1 protein-coding gene and 1 pseudogene are annotated in these 990 nt (G+C 25.4%); both read left to right on the plus strand.

The features are described 5' to 3' along the window. Window positions 1-358 (plus strand): annotated as a pseudogene (locus ACOTVC_RS08830) (hypothetical protein); the annotation flags it as partial. Further along, the coding region (locus tag ACOTVC_RS08835) for a hypothetical protein (RefSeq protein WP_421628381.1) at window positions 355-990 on the plus strand (636 nt) is incomplete at its 3' end. The pseudogene ACOTVC_RS08830 and the gene ACOTVC_RS08835, both read left to right, overlap by 4 nt.

Consider the following 990-nt stretch of genomic DNA (forward strand, 5'->3'; position numbering starts at 1 on the left):
AGAAGTGATAGAGGTATTAAGAAATAAATATAATCTTAAGACTTCTAAAGAATTAAGACTTGGAAGAAGTGAGAATGTTTTCTGGGCTAAGGATAATAAGCAAATAAAAGAAGTAGCTAATGATTTATTAGAGAATGCTCAGTATTTACATAAAATAAAAACAACTATAGACATCAAAGATAAAAAAACTGGAAAAATTATAAGACAAGAGCCGATAGAAATTAATGTTTATTTGTTGGAAGATAAGATGACAAAAGTGCAAATTAGAAGTAATTCTCAAAGCGGTGGAGATACGATAGATATTATCCATAATTTAGAATCAAAAACAAAAATCCATAATTTAAGAGATTTAAGATGAAGTATAAAGTATTAAACAAAGAATGTATAGATTTTATTTTTTATGATATCCCATATAAATTAGGAAAAAAAATAAACAAATACTATGAAATGGATTTATTTTTAAAAATACCAAATATTAATAAAACAGATATTTTAGAATTATTTGAAGTGACAATTTTGACAAGTCTTGATATTAAAGCGGAAATGGATGAAACAATTTTTTCTGATTATCTATTCGATTTTTCAAATTTATACAAATTAACCAATCATTATGCTGATGATTATGTGGCTATTATAGGACAGCTTTTTTTAGATGACTATATTGATTTTTGGCGTTGTGCATACCATGAAACAGACAATACAAAGACAAAGACTCCTAATTTATCACAATACAAAAAAGAAAATAAATATGAAACTTGGAAATATTTTAGAGATAATTATATTTATTCCTACAATGATAATTTAGTGAATCATGCAACGAAAGAAGAATTTTGGGGAAATTCGAGTAATTGGGATATATATAATATCAATGCAATTATTACCCCCAAAGGCACAAAATACTTCCAAGAAATCTTAGCTCCTAAATTTTACAACAAATACAAAGATCTAGAAGTAGAAATTGATGATAAAGGTAATATTATAAGGTGGATT

Source organism: Campylobacter sp. GB48, assembly GCF_049221845.1.
GTDB classification, from domain to species: domain Bacteria; phylum Campylobacterota; class Campylobacteria; order Campylobacterales; family Campylobacteraceae; genus Campylobacter_D; species Campylobacter_D lari_C.